Origin of the sequence: Rahnella sp. Larv3_ips (assembly GCF_003697865.1) — a bacterium.
Lineage (GTDB): Bacteria > Pseudomonadota > Gammaproteobacteria > Enterobacterales > Enterobacteriaceae > Rahnella > Rahnella rivi.
Genome location: NZ_MJIB01000021.1, coordinates 1026634 through 1049027, shown reverse-complemented (window position 1 = coordinate 1049027; position 22394 = coordinate 1026634). Strand labels below are relative to the sequence as shown.

The following is a 22394-nucleotide window of genomic DNA, read 5'->3' as shown; positions in this document are numbered from 1 at the left end:
TGGTCACAGCCTGCCAGCAGTAAACCCGCCAGCAAAACCAGGGCTCCGGCCCGAAAATGAGAGGTTGTCAGTTTCACTCTTTATCCTTAAAAAATAAGCGCTAATGTGCAAAGACACTGACTATAACAGGAGGACCGACGGTGATTTAAAAACCAAAAAAGTATCGATAAGAAGAAAAAAGTATAAACACAGAACTGCGGCCGGCAGGGGTATCCAGACGTTTTACTTATACCTGTCAAAAACAGTTTGCCTTCGGGCCCTGTTTACGCAAAAAGTAGTGATTTGGCACCCTCTGCGGAGCAGTAAGAATGGAAATTATTGAAGCGGATGAACAACATGTTCCCGCGATGCAAAAAATTTATGCCTGGCACGTCATTCACGGAACGGCCTCGTTCGAGACTCAACCGCCTGAGCAAAGTGAAATCTCCGCCCGTCTGAAAAAAATCAAAGAGGCCGGTCTGCTTTGGCTGGTGGTGCTGCATGAAGGGGAAGTGAAAGGATTTTGCTATCTTGGCCGTTATCGCGAGCGTTTCGCGTACCGGTTCACGCTGGAAGATTCTATTTATATTGATCCCGGTTTTCAGAAACGGGGAGCGGGTAAGGCGCTGCTTCGCCGCGCCATCGACTGGGCGGAAACTCACGGCTTTCGTCAGTTGATTGGAAACGTCGGCGACAGCGACAATACCGCGTCGATCAACCTGCATCTCGCGGCCGGTTTTCAGATAAAAGGGACACTGCACTCGGTGGGGTTCAAGCATGGCCGCTGGCTGGATACCGTATTTATGCAGCGCGCACTGGGAGACGGAAATCAGACCTTGCCCGCGCAGTAGCCATGAGCGGGCAGCCGCGCTGCCCGCCTTTTGACGCTACCCTGCCACTTCACTGCGTAGCACTTTTCCCCTGGCACTTGCGCCCCAGACTTCACTGTACTCATAGCCGGTCAGGTCTTTGATCACTTTCTGGCACTCCGGCGTGCAGTCTGCAAGATCGCCGCCCAGTTTCAGACGCGCCACCTCTTTGATCAGCGTTTTGTGGGTGTCACGCGTCAGTTTAAATTTGAACGTCATATAAAAACTGACGGCCAGCAGTGCGGCGGTGGCGAATATCATTAGCCCGATAATCGCATGCAGCGCGCTGACCGGTTGCATACCCTGCCCTTTGACGAAACCGCTCTCCTGCAACACGATGCCGATCAGCATAATTGCCAGCGCCACGGTGCTTTTGCGGGTCAGTACCATCACACCGGCGAATATCCCTTCGCGACGTTTTTTGGTGACGATTTCATCCACGTCGGGAATAAAGCTGTAGATGTTCCACGGGATGTAATACAGCCCGGCGCGGGCAAAACCGAACACCGCGAACACTGCCGAGAACAGCAAAACAGACACCGTCATTTCGGTGATATACACATAAAACAGGAATGCCAGCACGCAGAAAATAATGCCATAAGCCAGCCGTAATGCGCCGGAAGGTGACATATTTATTTTTTCCAGCAGCATCATAAAAATAAAGGTGGAAGGCACGGAGGCTAATGCCGCGACGGTTAAATATCCTGATACCGCCGACGCACTCAGATGTAATCCGTACACCACGTAATAAGTAAAGACGGCACCAAATACGTCCAGCGCGGTAAAAGAGAAAATATAGATAATAATATGCTGGCGGAACATACGTATTTTAAAGGAGGAAAGAAGATCCAGCGCCAGGCTTTTTAAATGGTGCAGCAATCCGCCGCTGTTTGCGCCCAGCGGTTCCGGCTCAAACTCTTCCCGCACGTCTTTAGCTTCCCAGGTACACATCCAGGTGGTAAAGACCGCGACGCAGAAAATACAGGCGAAAATAATACCGGTATACGTGTACGTCATCGGATTATCTTTACCGGTGAATTGCATAATCACACCGGGGATCGACACCGCCAGCAGGCCACCGAGCTGGGAGCAGATCATGCGTACGCCAGACAGGCGGGTGCGTTCGCTGAAGCGGTTGGTCATTTCAGAAGAGAGCGTCTCCCACGGCACCAGCACCATGGCCGAAAGCAATTCGATAGACAGATAGGTGCCGAGATAATACCAGTAGCTCATGTCGGTTACCCAGACCAGCGCATACAGGAACATCAGCGGGGAACTGATCAGCAGGAAAAACCGGCGGCGGCCAAACTTTTTCCCAAGCCAGGTGTTGGCGAAATTATCGGTGATGTAGCCCATAATCGGGCTTAGTATGGCGTCGATGACGCGGGCAATGGCGAATATTGACCCGGCCTCTAATACGGATAATCCACAATAGGTCGTATAAAAGAATAAAAGCCAGGTACCAATAACGGCGAATGCACCGCCACCAAATAAATCCGTCACGCCATAACCTATGGCCGTGCCGTAACCGACTCTGCGTTCAGTAGGCTTCATTTTTATTATCCTGTGAATGTAGGGTTATTATTAATATTATTTATTCAAGCGTGATCCATTGTCTTAATTGTGAGGAACGATAAATCGCCTCAACCATCTTGAGGGAAATATCTGCCTCATCCAGAGAGGTATAATTGTCATCTTCAAGGTTTCTGTTCTCGAAAGACCGGACAGAGTGCGTGAAATTATTAATGGCCTGACGATGGCTGTCGCCCCAGTAACTTTTTCCCTGCCCTGCCGGGCTGTGATCGCTGACCAGCAGCGTTTTATTTTCTCCTGAGATCAGCCACAGCGCGTTATGGTGCAGTTGCAGCAGCCCGTTTTCACAGTGGATTTCCAGCAGCAGCGGGGAATCGGTGCTGTGACAGTTGCTGGCATAAAACAGCCCGCGTGCACCATTCGCCAGTATCAGGCTGGCCATGGCGGTGTCTTCGTTCTCGGTCACCTCCCCCAGAAAATGGCTGTCCACCACCCCTTTTATCGCCCGAACGCCGCCGCCAAACCACTGCATCAGATCCAGTGTGTGGATCGCCTGATTGATCAGCAGACTGCCGCCTTCGGTCGCGAAATGCCCGCGCCACGGGCTCTGGCTGTAGTAGGTTCCGCCGCGTGACCAGGTCAGCACGGCTTTAATGCTCAGCATTTTGCCCAGCGCGCCGCTTGCCAGCAGCGCGTGGATCTTCTGGCTCGACGGGTTAAGCCGGTTCTGATAACACACCCCGAGCAGCCTTCCCGAGTCGGTCAGCGCTTTTTTAACCGCCTTGATTTCGCCGGGATTGAGTACCGCCGGTTTCTCGGTAAACACGTGTTTTCCCGCCGCCAGTGCGGCGAGAATGGCTTCCTGATGCAGATAATGCGGCAGGCAAATATGCACCACGTCAATGTGCGGATCGCGCAGCATTTCGGCGTAATCGGCGTAAAACGCACACTGATACTGCTGCGCCAGCGCCTGGCCTTTTTCAACATCGCATTCGGCAATGGCCTGTAAACGGCTGGCCGGATTTTGCAGGATCGCCCCGGCATGGCAGGTGTGAATCGCCCCGCAACCGATGATGGCCGCATTAATGGTTTTCATGACGCGCCTCCGGATTACACCGATTGTCCCGCCTGATTTGCCAGCATCTGCGCCCGCACGCACAACTCGGCGGCTTTAAACGCATGCTCCTGGGTCATGGCGTTTTCGGTGCGATTCAGGCAATCGAGAATCAGCTGGCCGAAGAACGGGAAGCCCACTTTTCCTGATACCGGATAGCGGAACTCGCCCTGCTGATTCACCAGATACACCACATCCTGCTCGCCGCGCGTGATATCGACATATTTGCGCATCTCGATGTAGCCTTCGGTACCCAGCAGCGTCAGACGTCCGTCGCCCCAGGTGCTCAGACCGTCTGGCGTGAACCAGTCGCAGCGGAAATAACCGCGTGCGCCGTTGTCGCCTTCCAGCATCGCGTCGCCGAAATCTTCAAAACGCGGGGATGCCGGATGGTTAAAATTCATCGCCTGCGCGGCGACCACGCGGGCGTTGCGGTTGCCGGTATAAAACAGGAACTGTTCGATCTGATGGCTGCCGATATCACACAGAATGCCGCCGAATTTTTCACGTTCGTAAAACCAGTCCGGGCGGCCTTCGCCTTCGCGGTGTGGCCCGGTACCCAGCGTCTGGATAACCCGCCCGATCGCCCCTTCCTGCACCAGTTGTCCGGCGAAAACCGCGCTCTCAACGTGCAGCCGCTCGCTGTAATAAACTGCATATTTTCGCCCGGTGGCGGCCACTTTGGCTTTCGCCGCGGCCAGTTGTTCCAGCGTGGTCAGCGGTGCTTTATCGGTGAAATAATCTTTACCGGCCTCCATCACTTTCAGCCCAAGGGCGCAGCGTTCAGAAGGCACGCCCGCGCCCGCCACCAGCTGAACTTCTCTGTCGGCGAGGATCGTTTCCAGCGAATCCGCCACCGCCACCTGCGGATACTGGCTGACAAATTTTTGCACCTTTTCCGGATCCGGATCGTAAACCCATTTCAGGCTGGCACCGGCTTCAATCAGCCCGTTACACATGCCGTAAATATGCCCGTGATCCAGCGCCGCCGCCGCGATCACAAACTCGCCCGGCTTCACTACCGGCTGCGGTTTCCCGACCGGCGCATAGTTCATCCCGTCTTGAATGCTCATCTTCAGGCTCCTTTATCCATGTTTTTGCCCAGCGGGATCGCCTCTTCATTGGCGAAGTTTTCCACGGAGGCGGATTTCTCATAAAAGTGCGGTGCCAGCGATACCAGCCCGCCGGTCTGATAGAAAGGATCCGACGGCAAAATCGGCAGCTTCACAATGCTGCGGGTGATGGCGGATTTATAAATCGCGGCAATCAGCTCCAGCGAGCGTTTGCCCTGCACGCCGTCGACCAGCGGTGCGCTTTTGGTTTCCAGCGCAGTGAGGAAATTGTCGATCTGACCGGTGTGCAGCGTGTACGTCAGCGCAGGAATGGACTGATAAATGTCATCAAGACGGTTTTCCCGCGCCGTATCACGTGCTTCGACAGGGAAACCGTTAGGTGCAGAAATGCTGGCGAAAGTGTCCCACGGCGCCGAGATCCGCGCGCGCTCGCCCTGGATCACCATCTTCTGATCTTCGCCATGATGCACCACCGAGGCAGTCAACTGGGTCAGCGCACCGGAGTCATATTTGAAAATCGCCGCCGAGAGATCTTCCACTTCGGCATTGTCGTGCGCGGCATTGGTGATCATCGAGACCACTTCCGACGGGAAACCCAGCATCCACTGAATCGCATCGATATGGTGAACAGCGTGATTGAGCGTGCAACCACCCGCCTCTTTTTCCCAGGTGCCGCGCCACCACAAATCGTAATACGAGTGGCCGCGCCACCAGAAAGAGTCCACCTGCGCATGGCAGACTTTGCCCGCTTCGCCGGAATCGATGACTTTTTTCAGCCGCCAGAACGCATCGGTAAAGCGGTTCTGGGCAATGATCGACAACGTTTTGCCGCTCGCCTGTGCAGCGCTTATCATCGCATCGCATTCCTGTAATGATGCCGCCATCGGCTTTTCACACAGCACATGTTTGCCCGCGGTCAGCGCATCAATTGAAATTTGCGCATGGACATACGGCGGCGTACAGATGTCAAAAACGTCAATGTCCGGGTCGCCGAGAATATCCTGATGGCTGGCATAGACTTTGGCCTCTGTCAGGCCGTAATGCCGTTTCTTCTCTTCGGCTTTCTCAGGATAAATATCCACCAGCGCGACAATCTGACAACGGTCAGCAAACTGCAAATATCCCTGAATATGGTTATGTGAAATATTACCGGTACCAACGATCGCTATTTTCAGCATTATTTTATTCCTGATTTCAGACTGATGGGCAGCCGTCACCTTGCTGATTTAATGACTGATTTTACGTGTTTCGTCATTTCATCTGGCGCGGATAAATACTTAAAATCTGCTGCAACACTTATTGCTGAGAGAATAGTAATGGCATTTTTTTCCAACAATCGGTATTTGTGACAGGAATTGCAGCGCGGCATTTCGGATTTGCTATGATGATGAATAGCTGATGAATTACAAACAGTTACACGTGGTAATAAGTCCATAAGCTAATGAGGCGTTGATCACAAAATGACAGGAAAATTAAAAATCAGGCAAATAGCCGAGTTAACAGGGCTTTCTCCCAGCACTGTTTCCCGGGTATTAGCTGGCAAAGCGAATGTCAGCCCGCAGGCAAAAGAAAAAGTATTTACCCATGCCAGAAATATGGGTATTTTGCGCGACATTCCCGCCAGCCGCCTGTTAATGAATACTCTGTTAATTTGCGCGCCACCGGCTGCATTCTCTCCCCATGAAGATCTCTATTATTATGAAGCCATTCAGGAAATAACGGCGGAGGTCAGCCGTTTCGACATTCACGTGCGAAAATGCGCGCTGACGGTGAATGATCCGGATATCGCCGGTTTCATGCAGGCGCTCAGCCAGTCGGATGTGGATGGCATTATTATTATCGGCATTGATGATGTGATGCTGTACCGGCTGGCGGCGGAATCCAATAAACCGGTGGTGATGATCAACGCGAAAGACAGCGAAATGCGCCTCGACTGTGTTTCCGCCGATCACTATTCCATCGGTTACAGCGCGGCACATTATTTATTCCAGAAGGGGCACAGGCCGGTATTGCTGTTCACCGATCTGCGGCGGGAAACCATGATGCAGCGTCTGGACGGTTTCAAACGCGCCTGTCTTGAACATCACATTGCTTTTGATGAAGCCACTCATCTGCTGATTAATAAAGGTAACGGCAAGGAGCAGGCGCGGGAAAGCATTGATAAATACCTGCGCGAACACAAACGGGAAACGCTGCCCTCGGCGATTGTCTGCGGCAGTACGCCGATTGCCCACGCCACGCTGGAAGCACTGACCGCAATGGGCATCCGGGTTCCGGAAGATATTTCACTGATGAGCATGGATTTCGCCCATGAGATGAAAACCGCGACGCCGATGAATTTCACCTCGATGCTGCTGCCCTGCCGCGAGCTCGGCACGGAGGCGGTGTATATTCTGCAAAGCCGCTTAATGCGTGCCACCAGTGCCAAATTTAATCTGCTGTTGCAGGGAAAAATCCACAGCGGCCAGTCGGTGGTCGATGTGAAATGGAAGCGCAAAGGCTTGTATCCGCAGCCGGTTGGGTTATGAGAGATTGCGGTGTAACATGTCGCCATTACAGTGACTTAATCACCCGGCGGCTTGTTGCCGCTGCCTCACCGGAAACTTCATGAACAAACTCACCGCTTCCGTTTCAGAATCCATTACCCGCGATTTAGCGCTGCGTATTATTCGTGGTGAGCTGGCCGTTGGCATGCCGATTGCGGGAGAAAATGAGCTGGCGCAGCAGTACGAGGCGTCGCGCACTTCGGTTCGCAACGCGCTTCAGGTGCTGGGAGCAAAAGGCATGTTACTGATCCAGGCCAAGCGCCGCAGTATTGTCACGCCGCGCGAGCAGTGGAGTTTTCTGGATGCCGACGTGCTCTCATGGCTGGAAGACGTCGGGATTGAATCCGAACTGGTTGAGCAACTGATGCTCACGCGCCTGATTTTCGAACCGGACGTCGCGGCCATGGCGGCGCTCAATGCCAACGGAAACGATCTCGCCGCCATCGAAAATGCGCTGCACGCCATGCAGTCCGGGCAGCAAAAGGGTTCTGCCGCCCAGTTTGAACAGGGCGATCTGGCTTTTCATACGGCGGTGCTCAAAGCCTGCCATAACCCGTTCCTCTCCTCCGTCGGCAGCGCGCTGTCTGCGGCGATGCTGCTCTCTTTTAAGCATACCCTCGAAGAGGATCTCACTCTGACGCAGGATGCCGTGCAGCAGCACCGGGATCTGTTCGAAGCCATTCGCCTCAAGCAAGTTGATCAGGCGCGCCAGTGCATGCGCCACATCTTACTCAGCGCCGCGCACAAACATATCTGGCGTGAGATCCCCGAAAAGTATCAGCACTTCTTTTAACGCTTTTCCCGCCTGATTCGCTAACTTCCGATCTCCCTCACAGTAATAAGGTTATTTCTCACCCATCATTCTTGTCATACAAGATTTATACTGTTGTAACTCAAGAATGAGAACACCATGCACAAACACTGGATTGCCATTGACTGGGGAACCTCGAATTTTCGGGCGTTCCTGATGAAGGATTCCCTCTGTGTTGCCACGACTCACGCCCCCTGCGGCCTGCTTAACGTACCCGACCAGCAGTTTGCGGCGGCGTTGCAGCCTCTGATTCAGCCGTGGCTGGACAAGTACCCCAGGCTGCCGCTGGTGATGGCGGGAATGGTCGGCTCACAGCAAGGCTGGCTGGAAGTGCCTTACGTCGCCCTGCCCGCCGGAGGTGAGCAGCTCGCCGCGCAGGTCGCCACGGTGAACACGCCGTGGGGAAGCCCGTGCCAGATAATCGCGGGCGTCAGCGGCCCAAACGCGTTCGGCCTGCCCGACGTGATGCGCGGAGAGGAAGTCCAGCTGACCGGGCTGGCGGCACTGCACCCGCAGGCGCAGCACTGTGTGATTTTACCGGGTACGCACAGCAAACATGCCTTCCTGCTGAACGGCCAGATCCGGCATTTCAGCACCTTTATGACCGGCGAAATCTACGCCGTGATGCTCAACCATTCGCTGCTGGGCCGGGATTTGCCTGAGCCGTCAGACGATGCCAGCGCCTTTGCGCTTGGCGTCAGTCATGCGCCCGCAGCGCCGTTTCTCAGCAATGCGCTGTTCTCGGCGCGCACCCTGCGGCTCGACGGCACGCTACCTCCCGCAGACGTTGCCAGCTACCTCTCCGGTTTACTCATTGGCGCAGAGCTGCTGGCCCTGCCGGAAACGCAGGCGTGGATCGTCGGCTCCCCGGCATTAACCGAACGCTACACCCGCGCTGCCAGCCAGATGGGCATCAGCCTGCAACCGGCTGACGGCAATGACTGTTTCATTGAAGGCATGGCCGCTATCTGCCGCAGCCTGAACGGAGAACGCACATGAATGCACAGAATTTTTCCACCCGCTGGCAGCAATGCCGGTTGCCGCTGATTGCCATTTTACGGGGTGTGACGCCCGCCGAAGCCGAAGGCGTGGCGCGTACCCTGCTGGAATGCGGATTTACCTGGCTGGAAGTGCCGCTGAACAGCCCGCAACCGCTGGAGTCGATCGCCATCATGGCGAAAACCGTCGGTGATAACGGTTTTGTCGGCGCGGGTACCGTGCTCAGCGAACGTCAGGTGCATCAGGTGGCGGAAGCCGGGGGGCAGCTGATTATCTCCCCGAACCCCGATCTTTCGGTTATCCGCGCCACCTGTGCGCTCGGTTTAGTCAGCCTGCCGGGCATCGCCACGCCGGGCGAAGCCTTTGCCGCACTGAATGCCGGTGCCAGCGCCCTGAAGCTGTTTCCGGCGGAGATGATCACCCCGGCTATCACCAAAGCGATGCTGGTGGTATTGCCGGAAAAAACCCTGTGCCTGCCGGTCGGCGGGATCAGCGCCGATGCCGCACAAATGCACAGGTATCTGCAATCTGGCGCACGCGGTTTCGGCCTGGGCGGCGGCCTCTATCAGCCGGGCATTTCCCTGACCGCACTGCGCGAACGCGCGCTGGCTTATCAGGGCGCGTGGCATCAGGCGCATGAAGCGCTGCTGAGCCGTAAAACTGCCTGACCGCGGGCCACTCTGCTTTCCCTACACATCCCTGTAAAAACATAAAATGACCTCCGAGGTTTCGTATGACGACACATGCAATTCCACACTCTGTTCCCCGCACCAACCGGCAAACGTTGCTGGTGTGTTTTTTAGCCGCGCTGGCCGGTCTGCTGTTCGGGCTGGATATGGGCGTGATCGCGGGCGCGTTACCGTTTCTGGCACAGGAATTCGGGCTGAGCAGTCATCAGCAGGAAATGGTGGTCAGCGTCATGATGGTCGGCGCGGCGCTGGGCGCACTGTGCAGCGGCCCGATGTGTACCCGTATCGGACGTAAAAAAACGCTGCTGATTGGCGCGGCGCTTTTTGTCGCAGGGTCAGTCGGTTGCGCCTTCGCCCCTGATTTGCAGACTCTGATCGTCTCGCGTTTCCTGCTCGGCGCGGCGGTCGGCGTCGCCTCGTTCGTCGCACCGCTGTATCTGTCTGAAATCGCGCCGGAACATATCCGTGGCAGCATGATTTCCATGTATCAGCTGATGATCACCATCGGGATCCTGGTGGCGTTTCTCTCCGACACGGCCTTCAGCCAAAGCGGCAACTGGCGCTGGATGCTGGGCATCATCACCTTTCCGGCGCTGGTGCTGTTTGCCGGGGTTCTCACCCTGCCGGAAAGCCCGCGCTGGCTGATGATGAAAAATAAACATGCGCTGGCGCAGAAAGTGTTGCTGCTGTTGCGCTCCAGCGAAAGGGAAGCGCACACCGAGCTGGACGCCATCCGCGAAAGCGTGAAGGTAAGCCAGCGTGGCTGGCAGCTGTTTCGTGCCAGCAGTCATTTTCGCCGCTCCACCTGCCTCGGCGTGTTATTGCAGTTCATGCAGCAGTTCACCGGCATGACCGTCATCATGTATTACGCACCGAAAATCTTTGCCATTGCCGGTTTTGCCTCCACCCAACAGCAGATGTGGGGCACGGTGATCGCCGGTTTAACCAACGTGCTGGCGACGTTCATTGCGATCGGTCTGGTAGACCGCTGGGGACGCAAGCCGATCCTCAAACTCGGTTTCAGCGTGATGGCGATTTGCATGGCGTTACTGGGTTACATGTTCTTCATCGGCATCACCAGCCCGGTGCAGCAATACACCGCCGTCATCCTGTTGCTGATTTTCATCACCGGTTTTGCCATGAGCGCCGGGCCGCTGATCTGGGTGCTGTGTTCAGAGATCCAGCCGCTGGCCGGGCGCGATTTCGGCGTGACCTGCTCCACCATGGCGAACTGGATCGCCAACACCATTATCGGCGCGACCTTCCTGACGCTTATCGACTCGGTGGGCAGCGCGGGCACCTTCTGGCTCTACGCCGTGCTGAACGTCCTGTGCATCATCCTCACCCTGCTTTTCGTGCCTGAAACCAAAAACATCTCGCTGGAAAATATCGAGAAAAACCTGATGGCCGGCCTGCCTCTGAGAAGTATCGGCAGCTCTCTTTACTAACCCCGTTTTCCCCTTCCTGACGGCGGGGGAAATGAAGAGATCAGAACCCATGGCGATTATTCATTCTGAAAACAGAGCTGACGCGGTATACAGCAAAATCACCCGTCGCCTGATCCCGTTTTTAATTCTGTGCTACTTCTTCGCGTATCTGGATCGCGTCAATATCGGTTTTGCCAAACTGCATATGCAGGATGCGCTGAACTTCAGCGACACGGTGTACGGGCTGGGTGCCGGTATCTTTTTCATCGGCTATTTCCTGTTTGAACTGCCGAGCAACCTGATGATGCAACGCTACGGCCCGCGCTTCTGGATAGCGCGGATCATGATCAGCTGGGCGGTGCTGTCAGCGGCGATGATCTTTGTGACCACGCCGATGCAATTCTATGTGCTGCGCTTCCTGCTCGGCGTGGCCGAAGCCGGTTTCTTCCCCGGTATCGTCTTTTATCTCACGCTGTGGTTTCCGTCGTGGCGCTCGGCACGCACGCTCGGCCTGTTCATTCTGGTCACGCCGCTGTCCACCATCATTGGCAGCCCGCTGTCCGGTTTGATTTTGAAAACCTTTGAGGGCGTCGATGGCCTGCACAACTGGCAATGGCTGTTTGTGGTGGAGGCGATCCCCTCTTTCCTGCTGGCTTTTGTGGTACTGAAATATCTTGATAACGACGTCAACGCCGCCCGCTGGTTAAGTGCACAAGAGAAACAGATTGTCGCTGAGGATCTGGAAACAGACCGTCAGCGCAGCCTGATAGCCAACGCCGGTAAACCGCCGCAAAGCCTGAAAATGATGTTTAAAAATGGCTACGTCTGGCTGCTGGCGCTGATTTTCTTCAGCTTTAACATCGGTTACTACGGCATTAATTTCTGGCTGCCGTCGATCATCAAAACCTCCGGCGTGACCGATGATTTTCACATCGGCCTGCTCGCCGCCCTGCCTTACGTGTTCGGCGCCGTGTTTATGGTGTGGAACAGCCGCCACTCAGATTTACGCCGTGAACGCCGCTGGCATATCGCCATTCCCGCCATTATCGGCGCGGTCGGCCTGAGCCTGAGCGCCTATTGCAGCGGCTCAACGGTATGGATGATGGCGTGGATTTGCTTAGCCATGTCCGGCACGCTGGCGCTGATCCCCACCTACATCAGCCTGCCCGGCACGCTGCTTTCCGGCACCGCGGCGGCGGCCGGTATCGCGCTGGTCAACTCGGTCGGCAACCTGGCCGGATTCTTCGGCCCGACCGTTCTCGGCTGGCTGAAAGACAACACCGGCAGCACCAACATGGGTCTGTATATTCTCGCCGCCTTCCTGCTGCTGTGTGCGCCATTGATATTTTTGTTACCAGCACGGCTGGTTAATCCCCGTCGCAGCCCTGAACCAGCGGCTGAAAGCGGCGTTGAATCATCATTAAAAAGAGGCAGTGTATGAGCGGATGCAGTAACGGATGTGGAACCTGTGGTGACCACTTTAACCCGGTATTAAGCGGAGACGACGGCGCACTGAAACGCGCGCTGTACAAGTCGATGGGGCATACCGATGAGCAACTGCGCCGTCCGGTGATCGCCGTGGTGAACAGCTACACCAACGCCACCGCCGGTCATGTGAACCTCAATGAGCTGACCGCCGAAGTCCTCAAAGGCATTGACGAAGCCGGTGGCGTCGGCATGGTGTTTGGCACCATTGCGCCGTGCGACGGCATCGCCGAAGGCCATCTGGGCATGCGCTACATTCTGGCCGCCCGCGAAGTGATCGCAAGCTCCATCGAAGTGATGATGCGCGCCCACCGTTTCGACGGCATGGTGATGCTCGGCTCGTGCGACAAAATCGTGCCCGCCATGCTGATGGCGGCGGCTCGTCTGGATATTCCGGCGATTCTGGTCAACGGCGGGCCGATGTATCCGGCGCGCTATCACGGCAAAGACTGGGACGGCAACATCGTGACCGAAGCCATCGGCTGGAAAAAGCGCGGTGAAATCGACGAGGCAGAATTCCGTCACATCGAAGATATCGCCGAGCCCGGCCCCGGCTCCTGCACCATGTACGGCACCGCCAATACCATGTGCTGCATCGCCGAAGTGATGGGCATGAGTTTACCCGGCAGCAGCACCCTGCCCGCCATTTCGCCACAGCGCCGGGAATGCGCCTTCCGCACCGGTCAGACGGCGGTAGATCTGGTGAAACGCGGCGTAAATGCACGCCAGATCATCACGCCGGACGCTATCTGCAACGCCATGATTTACCTGCTGGCGACCGGCGGCTCCACCAACGCCATCCTGCATTTACAGGCGATTCATTACGAAGCCGAATACGGCCATCTGCCGCTGTCGGATTTCGACAAACTCAGCCATCACGTGCCGCTGGTCGCCGCACTGTATCCGGCGTCAGAGCACGACATGATCGACTTCTGGGAAGCCGGTGGCGTGACGGCGGTTGAGAAAGAAATCAGCGCGCTGATGCATCTGGATGCACTGACCGTCAGCGGCCAGACCAAGCGCCAGTGGCTGGAAACGCAGCCTGAAACCTCGCGCCCGGAAGTCATTCATACGCTGGCGATCCCGGTGCGCAATGAAGCCGGTGTCGCGGTGCTGCATGGCAATCTGTCGCCGCTCGGCTGCGTGGTGAAACCGGCGGCCGTGCCGGAAGACCTGATGATCTTCAGCGGCCCGGCGATGGTGTTTAACAGCGAACAGGAATCGGTGGACGCCATTCTTTCCGGCGACATCCCGCCGGGCAGTGCGCTGGTGCTGCGTTACGAAGGGCCGAAAGGCGGGCCGGGAATGCCGGAAATGTACAAGCCGATGAAATGCCTCGAAGGCATGGGGCTGTCTGACAGCTGCGCGCTGATCACCGACGGGCGTTTCTCCGGCTCCAACCGCGGGCTGTTTGTCGGCCATATTTCGCCGGAGGCCAGCGACGGCGGCGATCTGGCGCTGGTCGAAAACGGCGACATCATCACCATCAATATTCCGACCCGCGAGCTGACGCTTAACGTCAGCGCAGACGTACTGGCCGTGCGCCGCCAACATTGGGTGCCGGTCGAAAAACAGGTGCCACGCGGCTTCCTGCGTTTATACCGCCGCTGGGCATTACCGGCCGCACAGGGCGCGGTCTTAGCCGACCGTGACGAGGTGTAATGATGTATTCATCTTCACAGATTTGCGGCGTCAATCCGATTGCCGCGCTGCCATTCACCGCGCAGGGCGAGCCGGATTACGCGAGTGTTGACCGCCTGCTCGGCCACCTTGCCGACACCGGCATTCAGGGGCTGACGCTGTTTGGTATTGCCAGCGAATTCCCCAAACTCGAGGACAGCGAACGGCTGCGGCTCGCCGACCAGTTTATTTCCACACTGAGCGGCAGCGGCATTTTCCGCGCCCTGTCCGTCACCGATCACAGCACCGAAGTGGCGGTGAAACGGGCGCGGGATTATCAGAAACGCGGTGCCGATGCCCTGATGCTGCTGCCGCCGTTTTTCCTGCAACCGGATAACGCCGCGATTTCGCACCACATTTTCTCGGTGTTGGAAGCCGTGGAGATTCCGGTCATGGTGCAGTACGCGCCGGGGGAAACCGGTTTGTCGATTACGCCGGAGAAGCTCAGCGAGGTGGCCAGACGCTACCCGCACGCAGTGTTTAAAATCGAATGCAATCCGCCGGTGGATTACACCCGTGAGTTTCTGCAACGCGCGCCGAAGGCCTGTGTGCTCAACGGTTACGCGGGTTTATACATGCCGGAGATGCTCAGCGCGGGCGGCAAAGGCGTGATGCCGGGCTGTTCGTTCAGCGAGATTTACGTGCAGATTTACCGTTTGTGGCAGGCAGGCGAACACGATCAGGCGCGGGCACTGCACGCCCGGCTTTTACCGTGGATCCGCCGCTGGATGACGCACTGTGAATACATCATTCAGGTGGAGAAAACCATTTTGCACAAACGCGGGATCATCGCCACCGACTACTGCCGCCATCCGGGCTGGACACTGACGGCAGAAGACCATCAGTCGATCGACACCTTCATCAGCACTTTTTCCCTTTAATGTTGCGGAGTTCTTATGACTACCACGCTTACATTCCCGCGCGTTGTGATCGTCACCGGTGCCAGTCAGGGCATCGGTCACGCCATCGCACGCACCTTTCTGGATCACGGTGACATCGTGATTGGCTGCGCATTTTCTTCTGCGGATAACGCCCCGCACGCCATGAAATTGCAGGCGCAGTTCCCGGAGCAATTCTTTTATTATTCCGTCGATATCACCAAAACGGACGCCATCGCGAATTTCATCAGAGAGGTAGAAACACGCTTTGGCCGGCTGGATGTGCTGGTGTCGAATGCCGGTAAAAACGTTTTCAAAGGCATCGACTGCGAACCGGAAGACTGGCATCACAATCTGGATCTCAACCTGCGTTCGCACTGGTATATCGCCAAATGCTGCCGCGCATTGCTGGAAAAATCCAAAGGCGTGATCCTGATCATGACCTCGAATCACGCGTTTTCCACCATGCCCGGCTGTGCGCCCTACAACATCACCAAACGCGCCCTGCTTTCGCTGGTGCAAAGCCTGACCATCGAATGGGGTCCGGCGATCCGCACGGTAGGGATCGCACCCGGTTTTATTGATACGGCGGGCAATCAGCTGTGGTTTGACGCCCATGAAGACGGCGAAGCCTCGCGCGAGGAAACCATCAGGAAACATCCGGTCGGGCGCATCGGTACCTCTGAAGAAGTGGGCGAATTGTGCCTGTATTTAGCCAGTCAGGCTGCCGGGTTTATCGCCGGTACCACCATCGTCATGGACGGCGGGCGCAGCGCATTAATGCAGGATTAAGCCCTGTGCGTGCCCTGCATCCGGCAGGGCACATTCTCAGCGTCGCGCTTTTTCATCTCCTGCTAGACTTCTCTGTCCTAACCTAAAAAAAGATGCGGAGATTTCAATGTCAGAACAGTATCAGCCACCGAAAGTCTGGACCTGGAATAAAGACGAAGTCAGTAAATTCTCGAACATCAACCGCCCGATAGCGGGCCCGACTCATGAAAAAACATTGCCGGTCGGCAGGCATCCGTTGCAGCTCTATTCCCTCGGTACGCCGAACGGCCAGAAAGTGACTATTCTGCTGGAAGAGTTACTGGCGCTGGGCATCAGCGGCGCAGAGTACGATGCGTTTATCATCCGCATCAACGAAGGCGATCAGTTCTCCAGCGGCTTTGTAGACGTCAACCCGAACTCGAAAATCCCGGCGCTGCTGGATAACTCCACCACCCCGCCGATCCGCGTGTTTGAATCCGGCAACATCCTGCTATATCTGGCAGAGAAGTTCGGCAAGTTCCTGCCAAAAGACCTCGCCGGACGCACCGAAACCCTGAACTGGTTGTTCTGGCTGCAAGGCTCCGCGCCATATCTGGGCGGTGGTTTCGGCCACTTCTACCATTACGCACCGGTCAAAATCGAATACGCCATTAACCGCTTTACGATGGAAGCCAAACGCCAGCTCGACGTGTTAGACCGCCAATTGGCGGAGCACCGTTTTATTGCCGGTGAAGAGTACACCATTGCCGATATCGCCATTTTCACCTGGTACGGCAGTCTGGCGCAGGGCGGGCTGTATGAGTCTGCTGAGTTCCTCGACATTCAGTCCTACAAGCACTTCCAGCGCTGGGCCGAAGAAGTCGCCAGCCGTCCGGCGGTGAAACGCGGGCGCATTGTCAACCGCACCTGGGGCGATGAGCAGCTGGAAGAACGTCATGATGCATCAGATTTCGACGGCGTTCTGAAATCCTGACCGGCGTGTGAAACGTAAAAAAAGGGCGGGATTTTGCGATCCCGCCCTTTTGTTTTATGCACGTGCCGTCAGGCGGTTTCCGTCTGCGGATCAAGATACTTTTTAAACCAGGCCAGCGTTCTTTCCCACGCCAGATCCGCTGCCGCTTTGTCATAACGCGGCGTCGAATCATTATGGAACCCGTGATTTACGCCCGGATAGACATAGCCTTCATAAACCTTGTTATTGGCTTTGAGCGCGGCTTCATACGCGGGCCAGCCTTCGGTGATCGGCTTATCCAGCTCGGCGTAATGCAGCAGCAACGGCGCTTTGATGCGTGCCACGTCTTCTGCTTTTGACTGACGCCCGTAAAAAGGCACCGCCGCCGCCAGTTCGGGATAGGCCACCGCCGAGGCATTCGCCACCCCGCCGCCGTAACAGAAACCGGTGATGCCGACTTTGCCGGTGGCCGTGTCGTGGTGCATCAGAAATTCGATGGCGGCGAAGAAATCATTCATCAGCTTGGTCGGATCAACGCCTTTTTGCAGCTCGCGTCCCTTTTCATCGTTACCGGGATAACCGCCCACCGAGCTGAGGCCATCCGGTGCCAGCGCGATGTATCCGGCTTTCGCCACGCGGCGCGCCACGTCTTCGATGTAGGGGTTCAGCCCGCGATTTTCATGCACCACCACCACGCCCGGCACCTTGCCGGTGGCTTTTGCCGGACGCACCAGATACCCGCGCACGCTGCCGTGCCCCTGCGGCGACGGATACTGAATATATTCCGCCACAATGTCCGGATCGGTAAATTCGACCTGCTCGGCATAGGCATAATTCGGTGTCATCAGCGTGGTGAGCGCCGCCGCCGATAATCCGCCGACCACAAATTTTGCCGAGAGATCGAGAAATTCCCGTTTGGTCATCTTGCCATGCACGTAGAAATCAAAGTATTCGAGGAGTTCAGGGGGAAAATCTTTGGCCGTCATTCGCGTCATCTTGAGGCTCCGTTCAGTGCAAAAGAAGCCTGAATAATGACCTGATTCTGGCGATTTTGTAAACCAATTGTGAAATACCAGGCGAATCCGGGCGCCTTACACGCCCCCTTTGCGCACCGGAAATGGTAGACTGCGGGGTAAAAAAGGGGAGCGTAATGGGTAATCATCAAAGGAAAGCAGCCAACATACATTTCGTTGAGTGGAACTCAGAATACGAAAGGATGATGACGTCTGCCCTCAAAAAAGACTTCAACGTCAGTGAGATTTATCGCGTCAAACAGCATTTCAAGTCTGTGCAAAATCTCCTGCCTGGAAACACGCTCAGGCGCTGCCATGCCAGATGGCAAAGTGCGATAAAATTTCGGCATGTCGCTGATAACGATGTGATCATTTGCAATGGCTACAGCGCGTTTCTGTTGCTGGATCTGATTGCGCCGCTGCGTTGTAAAAAGATCCTGGTTTTGCGTGACGCCGTGTCGGCACTGACCTCTAAGCGCCGCCGCCTGAAATTGCTTTCCGACAATGAAAACTATCTGGACAGAGTGAAACCTGTTTTTGACGTTATCTACAGTTTCGACCCGGAAGATTGCCTGAAATATCAACTTGCCTATGTCGATCAGTTTTTACCCTTTACCCGCAACGACATCGCGGCGTGGCGGGCTGAACCGGCCAACGCCCCGTCTGCGCACTCATGCTTTTATGTCGGTGGCTATGATGATGGCCGGGCCAGTCTGATTAACCAACTGGCGCCGTTGTTGCAGGAAAATCAGTGCCAGCCGGACTTTTATCTGGTGGGAGGTGATGCGGAAAACCCCCATTACCCGGCCTTCTGCATCAATCAAAAACTCAGTTATCAGCAAAATATTGAAAAACTCAAAGGTTCCACCGTCGTGCTCGAAATCAATAAGCCCGGCCAACGCGGATTAACGCTGCGCGCGCTCGAAGCGATGGCATTCAACAAAAAGCTGATAACCAATAATGCCTCGATAAAAGATCATGCTTTTTATCATCCCGACAAAATCTTTATCTGGGGAGAAGACGACCACGACGCTATTGCCCGCTTTCTTTCCTCAGCGCATCAGGAAACCGATCTGGCATTGCTGGAGAAGTATTGCGCTGACGGCATGCTGAAAACCCTGGCCGGAACGGCAGCAGAATAAAGACAGTGCGGGACAACGTAACCATTCAGTTAAAGGAGACACCATGAACACATCACTCGCAGGGCTCAGTAAAGAAGAAATGGACAAAGTGAGTGCCGGGCTCGCGGCCGGAACTGTCGCGGTGCGCGAGCGCAATAATCTGCCGGTGAATGCCGATGAAGTGGAAATGGAGCAGCCGGAACATCTGCGCGCCTATTTTCGCGAGCGTCTGGAACATTACCGCCAGCAGCCAGCGAAAAAGTGATCCGCGCGGCTCAGCCCGCGTGCGCAAAGAAAGCGATAATCGCCTCTTTCAGATGCCTCGCCGCCTCGCCGGGCAGCGTCTCGCTCTGATGGAGGCTGATACCCACATCCCCCGCCGCAGGCAGTTCGCTCAGGCAATGTAGCGACGCCGGCAGACCGAAACCGGTACGCAACGTCACCCCCAGCCCCGCCGAGGTTGCCGCCCAAATTCCGCTCAGACTGCGGCTGGTAAAGGCGATCCGCCAGGGAATTCCGGCGCGATCCAGCGCCGCGGTTGCCGCACTGCGCATCAGGCATGGCGCGTCAAACACCAGCAGCGGCAGCGGTTCACCGGAGGCCAACATTTCGCTGACGGGGAAATTCGTCGGGCCAATCCAGCGCAAAGGCACCCGCCCCAGCGACTGGCTGGACGGGAAAAGCAGCGTCTCTTCGGCCTGCCAGCACAGGGCCAGATCGAATTCATTGTGCCGGATCCCCTCAAGCAACTGCCGGTTACGGGTAATGCTGGCCGAAATCTGCACCTGCGGATGGGTGCGGGTAAATTGCCCGAGAATGGCCGGTAACAGGATTTCGCCGAAATCTTCCTGCATGCCCACGCTGAGGCTACCACCCGGCACGCCCGCCCGCAGCGCCGCGCTGGCGTCGTCGTTCAGGCTGAGGATCCGTCGCGCATAGCTCAGCATCACTTCGCCGCGTTCGGTCAAAATCAGGTGTCGTCCGGATTTTTGCACCAGATCCGTCCCCGCCTGTTGCTCCAGCTTTTTCAGCTGTGCGCTGACGGCGGAGGTCGAACGCCCCAGCCGGTCGGCGGCCAGCACAAAACTTCCCAGCTCAATGCCGGTCACAAAACTGCGCAACGCCTCTGAATCAAAAGTCACTGGCCTTTTCGACACGCTAACCATCCCGTATTTATGAAGTCATGCTGCTGATATTTTCGATATTCAGGATAATCATAACGCCTTATGCTCCTTTTCACACCGACAAACATGGAGCCTGATATGAGCACAACGCCCCCTTCCCTGCGCCCGCCTGAAAACATGGCGCGCCTGACGCCAAAACTGGCAGAACTGACCGAACAGGTGCTGTTTGGCGATCTCTGGAACAGAGACGAACTTGCCCCGCGTGACCGCAGCCTGATCACCGTGGCCGCGCTGATTGCCCTGAACCGCAGTGAACAACTGCCCTTCCATCTGGATCTGGCCGTTAAAAACGGTGTCGGCCACGCCGAGCTGGCAGAAGTGATCACTCATCTGGCGTTTTATGCCGGATGGCCCGCCGCCGCGTCAGCCCTGACCCGCTTCGCCGCTCTCAACGATCAGTAACCGGAGGATCTGACAATGCCTTTCAGCCGAATTTCTTTACCCGCTCACCGTGCAGATGCGTGGCAGGACGCCATTTCTGCCATTTTACAGGAGACGCTGGTCGATCATTTCTCTGTCCCCAAAGAGGACTGTTTCCAGCTTTTCGAACCCGCCAGCCGCGGCCAGCGGGTGATCAACCCGACCTATTTAGCCGGAGAAAATGACCGGCGCTCGGACGATTTTTTGCTGTTTCACATCACCGCAGGCAAACCGCGCAACGGTTATCAGAAACAGCAGCTGTTCCGTCATCTGGCCGGTAAATTACATGCCGCGCTGGGCATTTCTGCGGCGGATGTGATGGTGGTGGTATGTTTTACCCAGCCGGAAGACTGGTCATTCAGCCACGGAGAGATGTTTCAGCTGGCAGGAAAATAACCGCAGCCACGCAGAAAAGGCTGCCCGAAGGCAGCCTGAGGAACAGTCAGCGTAAAATTATGCCTGCAGAATCACATCAGCCATTGGCGGGATGTAACCGTAATCGTACTCACCGACCACAAACGTCTGTTCGCCTTTGAGCTTGATTTTCACGGTCGGCGCTTCCGTGCCGCCGATGCGGTAATCCAGACCGGTGGTGGCTTTATCGACCGGGACGCTGTCGATAAACGACGTGACCAGACCGTTAGGCATCACATAGTGGGAATAGGTCTGGTAAGGCTGTGAAGGCGGGTTACCCAGCACCAGGCCGGAGCCGTTCAGCGGCACATACGGGCCGAAGAGTGCGTCACTGACAAAACCGTAAACCCCGTCCGGACCGGTCACCCCTTCGCCATAGGTGAATTTATGGCTGATGGTGAACAGGTAATATTTCCCGTCCTGGAACACAAAGTGCGGGCGTTCTGTCTGATCGTTTACCCCGACCGCCGTCAGCAACGGGGGCAGCAATGTCCAGCTGTCGCCGTTTTCATCAGCCGCTTGCGCGATACCGATGCACGCCGTCTGATAGCGCGAATTGCCCACGTCTTCATAGCCCGGTGGCACATCACCGATTTCATCCGGCCCGACCACGTGGGAACCGCGATCGCCCGCCACATTCCCTTCAAACAACATATACAGCTTGCCGCTTTTCGGGTCGCGGAACGGGAACGGGTCGCGAAAGCCCCAGTAAGGGTTTTGGGTTTCGGTCTGATAGATTTTCCCGTCGGCGTCAAACAGCGGTTTCACCGCAGTAAAATCTGCCACCTCAACACCCTGTTGAGTGGTGATCACGCGTCCGCGGACTTTTACAATCGTCGCACCCGGTGTGACCGCCGTATAATATAAATCCACTTCCCCTTTATTATTTAATAATACCGGTGAACCCGCCCATTCGCGCACTGTAGGAGAAACACCTTCAGCCATTACGCGGCCACCAAATACCCAGTCTTTTCCGGTTGCGGAATACCAGTAGCAGATTTTGGCGCGGCCATGTCGGTTATTCCAGTCGAGGGTAATATCGTAATTACCATTGGCATCAATATTTGCCGGATCATGTGGCTGACGGTCTGCCGTCAGGGTAAAGATGACTGACCAGCCATCGACCGACAGCACGTTACCGTCAATGTCGCGCAGCGGCATGGTGTCCCAGATAAACACCTCATCACTCATGACCGGGAAGTCACCGCTGACGCGTGGTTGCGTTGTGGTCGGGTCATTTTCATTCACTTTCAGGGCATCGGCACGGGTCCAGATACTCGGCTTTTTCGCCGCCTGTTCCTGTAAGCCTTTTTCGATTACGTTACTCATAAACCACCTCATCATTATAAAATTCAAAAGATTCAAATTAATTAATTTGCCGGTTTCGCTGCGCTCAATAATATTTATTCACGAAGCGTTGCCGGCAGAGTTAATAC

The 22394-nt window shown here is 56.0% G+C and carries 22 protein-coding genes; 15 read left to right on the top strand and 7 right to left on the bottom strand.

Annotated features, from left to right (window positions below):
- Positions 1–308 precede the first annotated feature (308 nt).
- Positions 309–830, top strand: a complete 522-nt coding sequence (locus ED901_RS24410) for a GNAT family N-acetyltransferase (RefSeq protein ID WP_056774342.1) — start codon at positions 309–311, stop codon at positions 828–830.
- Positions 831–866: 36 nt separating this feature from the next.
- Here the strand turns inward: ED901_RS24410 and ED901_RS24405 are convergent, their stop codons facing one another.
- Genes ED901_RS24405 through ED901_RS24390 form a run of 4 tightly spaced genes read right to left on the bottom strand, consistent with a single transcriptional unit; the run spans position 867 to position 5746 of the window.
- A complete protein-coding gene (locus ED901_RS24405) occupies positions 867–2402 on the bottom strand; it encodes an MFS transporter (RefSeq protein ID WP_122097512.1) in 1536 nt (511 codons plus the stop codon).
- A 40-nt stretch (positions 2403–2442) separates the two neighbouring features.
- Positions 2443–3477 (bottom strand): Gfo/Idh/MocA family protein, encoded by a 1035-nt coding sequence (locus tag ED901_RS24400; protein WP_122097511.1) that lies wholly within the window; start codon positions 3475–3477, stop codon positions 2443–2445.
- A 14-nt stretch (positions 3478–3491) separates the two neighbouring features.
- Positions 3492–4568 carry a Gfo/Idh/MocA family protein gene (locus tag ED901_RS24395; protein WP_122097510.1) on the bottom strand — a complete coding sequence of 359 codons (1077 nt, stop codon included), beginning with the start codon at positions 4566–4568 and terminating at the stop codon, positions 3492–3494.
- A gap of 2 nt (positions 4569–4570) precedes the next feature.
- Entirely contained in the window at positions 4571–5746 is a 1176-nt protein-coding gene (locus ED901_RS24390) for a Gfo/Idh/MocA family protein (RefSeq protein ID WP_122097509.1), read from the bottom strand.
- 282 nt (positions 5747–6028) lie between these two features.
- Here ED901_RS24390 and ED901_RS24385 point away from each other — a divergent pair, with 282 nt between their 5' ends.
- From ED901_RS24385 to yghU, 10 genes are all read left to right on the top strand, one after another.
- Positions 6029–7096 (top strand): LacI family DNA-binding transcriptional regulator, encoded by a 1068-nt coding sequence (locus ED901_RS24385; protein WP_122097508.1) that lies wholly within the window; start codon positions 6029–6031, stop codon positions 7094–7096.
- Positions 7097–7175: 79 nt separating this feature from the next.
- Positions 7176–7907 (top strand): FadR/GntR family transcriptional regulator, encoded by a 732-nt coding sequence (locus ED901_RS24380; RefSeq protein WP_122097507.1) that lies wholly within the window; start codon positions 7176–7178, stop codon positions 7905–7907.
- A gap of 117 nt (positions 7908–8024) precedes the next feature.
- A complete protein-coding gene (locus tag ED901_RS24375) occupies positions 8025–8924 on the top strand; it encodes a 2-dehydro-3-deoxygalactonokinase (protein WP_122097506.1) in 900 nt (299 codons plus the stop codon).
- The gene (locus ED901_RS24370) at positions 8921–9592 is read left to right on the top strand and encodes a 2-dehydro-3-deoxy-6-phosphogalactonate aldolase (RefSeq protein WP_122097505.1); all 672 of its coding nucleotides are present in this window, start codon (positions 8921–8923) and stop codon (positions 9590–9592) included. The genes ED901_RS24375 and ED901_RS24370 overlap by 4 nt, the downstream gene beginning before the upstream one ends.
- Before the next feature lie 65 nt (positions 9593–9657).
- A complete protein-coding gene (locus ED901_RS24365; protein ID WP_122097504.1) occupies positions 9658–11061 on the top strand; it encodes a sugar porter family MFS transporter in 1404 nt (467 codons plus the stop codon).
- Positions 11062–11092: 31 nt separating this feature from the next.
- Positions 11093–12481 (top strand): MFS transporter, encoded by a 1389-nt coding sequence (locus ED901_RS24360; RefSeq protein WP_235533424.1) that lies wholly within the window; start codon positions 11093–11095, stop codon positions 12479–12481.
- The gene (ilvD, locus tag ED901_RS24355; protein WP_122097503.1) at positions 12478–14187 is read left to right on the top strand and encodes a dihydroxy-acid dehydratase; all 1710 of its coding nucleotides are present in this window, start codon (positions 12478–12480) and stop codon (positions 14185–14187) included. Before ED901_RS24360 ends, ilvD begins: the two co-directional genes overlap by 4 nt.
- Positions 14188–14189: 2 nt before the next feature.
- Complete coding sequence (locus ED901_RS24350; protein WP_122097502.1) at positions 14190–15086, top strand: dihydrodipicolinate synthase family protein; 897 nt, start codon at positions 14190–14192, stop codon at positions 15084–15086.
- A 15-nt stretch (positions 15087–15101) separates the two neighbouring features.
- Positions 15102–15875 carry an SDR family NAD(P)-dependent oxidoreductase gene (locus ED901_RS24345; protein WP_122097501.1) on the top strand — a complete coding sequence of 258 codons (774 nt, stop codon included), beginning with the start codon at positions 15102–15104 and terminating at the stop codon, positions 15873–15875.
- Positions 15876–15981: 106 nt separating this feature from the next.
- Positions 15982–16827 carry a glutathione-dependent disulfide-bond oxidoreductase gene (gene yghU / locus ED901_RS24340; RefSeq protein WP_056774288.1) on the top strand — a complete coding sequence of 282 codons (846 nt, stop codon included), beginning with the start codon at positions 15982–15984 and terminating at the stop codon, positions 16825–16827.
- A gap of 68 nt (positions 16828–16895) precedes the next feature.
- On the opposite strand, the gene yghX is transcribed toward yghU, so the two are convergent.
- Positions 16896–17801 carry a YghX family hydrolase gene (gene yghX, locus ED901_RS24335; RefSeq protein WP_122097500.1) on the bottom strand — a complete coding sequence of 302 codons (906 nt, stop codon included), beginning with the start codon at positions 17799–17801 and terminating at the stop codon, positions 16896–16898.
- A gap of 383 nt (positions 17802–18184) precedes the next feature.
- Here yghX and ED901_RS24330 point away from each other — a divergent pair, with 383 nt between their 5' ends.
- Positions 18185–18961 carry a hypothetical protein gene (locus ED901_RS24330; RefSeq protein WP_240994009.1) on the top strand — a complete coding sequence of 259 codons (777 nt, stop codon included), beginning with the start codon at positions 18185–18187 and terminating at the stop codon, positions 18959–18961.
- A 43-nt stretch (positions 18962–19004) separates the two neighbouring features.
- Positions 19005–19205, top strand: coding sequence for a DNA polymerase III subunit theta (locus ED901_RS24325; RefSeq protein ID WP_056774278.1), 201 nt, complete (start codon positions 19005–19007; stop codon positions 19203–19205).
- Between the two features lie 10 nt (positions 19206–19215).
- Here the strand turns inward: ED901_RS24325 and ED901_RS24320 are convergent, their stop codons facing one another.
- Positions 19216–20097 carry a LysR substrate-binding domain-containing protein gene (locus tag ED901_RS24320; protein ID WP_122097498.1) on the bottom strand — a complete coding sequence of 294 codons (882 nt, stop codon included), beginning with the start codon at positions 20095–20097 and terminating at the stop codon, positions 19216–19218.
- Between the two features lie 105 nt (positions 20098–20202).
- Here ED901_RS24320 and ED901_RS24315 point away from each other — a divergent pair, with 105 nt between their 5' ends.
- Both ED901_RS24315 and ED901_RS24310 read left to right on the top strand, forming a co-directional pair.
- Complete coding sequence (locus ED901_RS24315) at positions 20203–20526, top strand: carboxymuconolactone decarboxylase family protein (protein ID WP_122097497.1); 324 nt, start codon at positions 20203–20205, stop codon at positions 20524–20526.
- A gap of 15 nt (positions 20527–20541) precedes the next feature.
- Positions 20542–20940, top strand: coding sequence for a tautomerase family protein (locus tag ED901_RS24310; RefSeq protein ID WP_122097496.1), 399 nt, complete (start codon positions 20542–20544; stop codon positions 20938–20940).
- 57 nt (positions 20941–20997) lie between these two features.
- Here the strand turns inward: ED901_RS24310 and ED901_RS24305 are convergent, their stop codons facing one another.
- Positions 20998–22287, bottom strand: coding sequence for a glycoside hydrolase family 68 protein (locus ED901_RS24305; protein ID WP_122097495.1), 1290 nt, complete (start codon positions 22285–22287; stop codon positions 20998–21000).
- Between the last annotated feature and the right edge of the window lie 107 nt (positions 22288–22394).